This is a genomic window from Achromobacter semiaridum (assembly GCF_053543755.1).
In genome coordinates this window covers 1-3,597 of record NZ_JBLVOL010000096.1, presented here as the reverse complement: position 1 = coordinate 3,597, position 3,597 = coordinate 1, and the positions used below count along the sequence as shown (strand labels likewise).

The window sequence follows — 3,597 nt, the reverse complement described above, 5'->3', positions numbered from 1 at the left end:
ACCGGCGCTGCGCGCACGGCGCGCAGCGCTCGGTACATTGCCGACAGACCCTTACCCGCAAGGAGCCTGTCGGCTTATGAAGACCTACCGCATCGCAACCATCCCCGGCGACGGCATCGGCAAGGAAGTGATTCCGGCCGGCCAGCGCGTCATGCAGGCCATTGCCGACGAAGGCGGGCTGCAATTCGAATTCCAGAACTTCGATTGGGGCGGCGACTACTACCGCCAGCACGGCGTGATGATGCCCGCCGACGGCCTGGACGCCTTGCGCGACAAGGACGCCATCCTGTTCGGCTCGGCCGGCGACCCCGACATTGCCGACCACATCACCCTGTGGGGCCTGCGCCTGAAGATCTGCCAGGGCTTTGACCAGTACGCCAACGTGCGCCCCACGCGCATCCTGCCCGGCATCGACGCGCCGCTAAAGCGCTGCACGCCCGATCAACTGAACTGGGTCATCGTGCGCGAAAATTCCGAAGGCGAGTATTCCGGCGTGGGCGGACGCGTGCATCAGGGCCACCCCATCGAGGCCGCCACAGACGTGTCCATCATGACGCGCGCCGGCGTCGAACGCATCCTGCGCTTTGCCTTCCAGCTGGCGCAATCGCGCCCGCGCAAGCTCCTGACCGTCATCACCAAATCCAACGCGCAGCGCCACGCCATGGTCATGTGGGACGAGATCGCGCTACAAGTCAGCCGCGAATTTCCCGACGTCACGTGGGACAAGGAACTGGTCGACGCCGCCACCGCCCGCATGGTCAACCGGCCCGCGTCGCTGGACACCATCGTGGCCACCAACCTGCATGCCGACATCCTCAGCGACCTGGCCGCCGCGCTGGCCGGCAGCCTGGGCATCGCGCCCACCGGCAACATCGACCCCGAACGCCGTTACCCGTCCATGTTCGAGCCCATCCACGGCTCGGCTTTCGACATCATGGGGCAAGGCCTGGCCAACCCGGTGGGCACGTTCTGGTCAGTGGTCATGCTGCTGGAACACCTGGGGGAAGCAGAGGCGGCGGCGCGCCTGATGCAAGCCATCGAACGCGTCACGGCCACCCCCGCGTTGCATACGCGCGACCTGGGCGGGCAGGCGCGTACCGATGACGTCACCGAGGCCGTCTGCGCGCAGCTGGCGCGGGGCAGGCAAGAGAAGGCGGCGTAGCGGTACAGGGCGCCGGCATCGATACCCGGACACCGCGACAGGGGCGCAAGACCCCGAGGCAGCACGCTTCACGCGGTGACCCGGCAATACAACAAGAAGCGAAGTCCATTCGTAATCCAAGGAGACAAGCATGTTCAAGCAACAATTCCGCGTGCGCGCGATGGCGTTCGCCTGCGTGGTGGGCCTGCCTTTCATGTTGTTGGGTGGCACGGCCAGCGCGCAGGCGTATCCGGCGCGGCCGATCAGCCTGGTGGTGCCGTTTCCGGCGGGCGGCACCACCGATGTATTGGCGCGCGCCCTGGGGCAGGAACTGTCCAAGAGCCTGGGCCAGCCCGTGGTCGTGGAAAACAAGCCGGGCGCGGGCTCGACGCTGGGCGCCGACTACGTGGCCAAGGCGGCGCCCGACGGCTATACGCTGCTGATGGGCGCGGTGCATCACACCATCGCCACCAGCGTTTACAAGAGCCTGCACTACGACTTTCAGAAGGATTTCGCGCCCGTGACCACGGTGGCGCTGGTGCCCAACGTGCTGGTCGTCAATCCCAAGCTGGACGCCACCACCGTGCAAGGCCTGCTCAAGCTGGCGCAGGCCGCGCCGGGAAAGCTGACGTATGGGTCCAACGGCATGGGCACGGGGCAACACCTGATCGGCGCGCAGTTCGAGCAGCAGGGCCACGTCAAGCTGCTGCATGTGCCGTACAAGGGCAGCGGGCCGTTGACCACCGATTTGCTGGGCGGCCAGATCGATATGTCGTTCGACACCATCACGCCTGTGCTGGCGCACATCCAAAGCGGCAAGCTGCGCGCGCTGGCCGTCACCACCGATCAGCGTTCGGCCGCGTTGCCCAATGTGCCGACGATGCAAGAGGCGGGCATCAAGCCCTTCAACATGGGGACGTGGTTTGGCGTACTGGCGCCGGCGGCCGCGCCCGCCGACGTGGTGACGCGGCTGAACGCCGAGATGGTGAAGATCATCCATTCGCCCGACTTCTCGCGCCGCATGGCCGAGATCGGCGCGGTGCCGATTGGCGACACGCCCGAGCAGATGCGCGCCCGTATCGGCGCGGACACGGCCAACTACGCCAAGCTGGTCAAGGACGCGAAGGTGGCGATCAACTGAAGCGTCGGCATCATGCGGGCCCCAGGGCAGGCGTACCGCTGGCCGGCGGGCCCCGTAGTATTGATCCGCGGACCGTCTACGCCCGGATCCAGCCGCGCGCGATCGGCAAGGCCAGCAGCTTGCGGTAAATACCTTGGGCGGCCAACGTCAGCGGTGCGCCGACGCGGTTCCACACCGCGGCGGTAATCGCCGCGGCGATGGGCGCCAGCACCAGGCCGCCCGCGATGTCCAAGGGGAAATGCACGCCCAGATAGACGCGTGCCGTGCCCACGACGACGGCGCCCGCCAGCGTAAGCCAGCCCCACACCGCCCAACGCCGGTCCAGGATCAACGCGAACGCAAAGGTGGCAATGATGATGGTGTGGTTGCTGGGAAAGGACGAGGTCGCCTTGTGCGCAAAGAACGCGTGCCCCAGCCCCAGCACAAACGGACGCGGCTGCGGCCACAGCGCCCCGCACAGATAGCTGATGAACAGCGCGGCGCCGATGCTGGCCAGCACCTTCAGCGCCAGGCTGCGTTGCGGCTGGCCGCCCCACAACCACAGCGCGGCCAGCGCGCCGGGCACCAGCAGGATCAACCGGTTGGCGATCAGCATGGCGGCGTGAACGCGCCAGGCCGGCGTGGCAGGGTCGGCGTTGATCGAAAGAAACAGGGAATGGTTCAGGCTGTCCAGGAAATCCATGACACGTCATCAAGGCGTAATAAACAATAGCCGCGATGGTAATGGGGTTTCCCGTCAGTCCGCTTACAAAGTGCGTCGACGTGCTGGGTTTTACTTCTGGACACGCGACGCCACTCACGGCCCGGCTCAGCCGAAGTTCATCCTTTCAGCTTCTTGCCCAAGCGCCGCCAACCGATTACCACGCCGGTCAGGCTCAACGCCGCGCCACCCAGGCTCAACACGATCAGCAGCACGTCCCACAACGGCCGGCGCGACAACAGGCCGGTCCAGTCCCAGCTGTGCAAGAAGGCGAACAGCCAGCGGCTGACGCGATTGCTGCGGTCTTGCCGGCCGGCGATCTGGCTAGTGGCCGGGTCCAGATACACCCACGTCGCCTGCGGGTTGTCATACACCACGCGCCACATCGGCAGCGGCTTTTCCACGTGGCCCAGCATCGCGTGCGCGTCTCGCCCGTAGTAGTAGAAGTCGTAGTCGTGCAGGACCTGTACCTCGCGTATCGCCGCGCCGGGCAAGAGGCGCGCGGCGGCCTGGCGCAAGTCGGTTTCGGCAAACGCCGTGGGCGTGGCGGCGGTGGCCGACAACACGCGCGGGGTGCCCGCGGCGGTGCGCGCCAACGCGACGTCGTGCCCGGCC

3 protein-coding genes and 1 pseudogene are annotated in these 3,597 nt (G+C 66.8%); 2 read left to right on the top strand and 2 right to left on the bottom strand.

The window, feature by feature from the left end; all coding sequences use genetic code 11:
• The first annotated feature begins 76 nt into the window (after positions 1 to 76).
• On the top strand, positions 77 to 1,162 hold the full coding sequence (locus ACNPP0_RS22425; protein WP_448707049.1) for a tartrate dehydrogenase: 1,086 nt from the start codon (positions 77 to 79) through the stop codon (positions 1,160 to 1,162).
• A 130-nt stretch (positions 1,163 to 1,292) separates the two neighbouring features.
• Positions 1,293 to 2,282 (top strand): Bug family tripartite tricarboxylate transporter substrate binding protein, encoded by a 990-nt coding sequence (locus ACNPP0_RS22420; RefSeq protein WP_448707048.1) that lies wholly within the window; start codon positions 1,293 to 1,295, stop codon positions 2,280 to 2,282.
• Positions 2,283 to 2,358: 76 nt separating this feature from the next.
• Here ACNPP0_RS22420 and ACNPP0_RS22415 read toward each other — a convergent pair whose 3' ends face one another.
• Positions 2,359 to 2,964 carry a phosphatase PAP2 family protein gene (locus tag ACNPP0_RS22415; protein ID WP_332611362.1) on the bottom strand — a complete coding sequence of 202 codons (606 nt, stop codon included), beginning with the start codon at positions 2,962 to 2,964 and terminating at the stop codon, positions 2,359 to 2,361.
• A gap of 137 nt (positions 2,965 to 3,101) precedes the next feature.
• Positions 3,102 to 3,597, bottom strand: a pseudogene (locus ACNPP0_RS22410) (PepSY domain-containing protein); the annotation flags it as partial.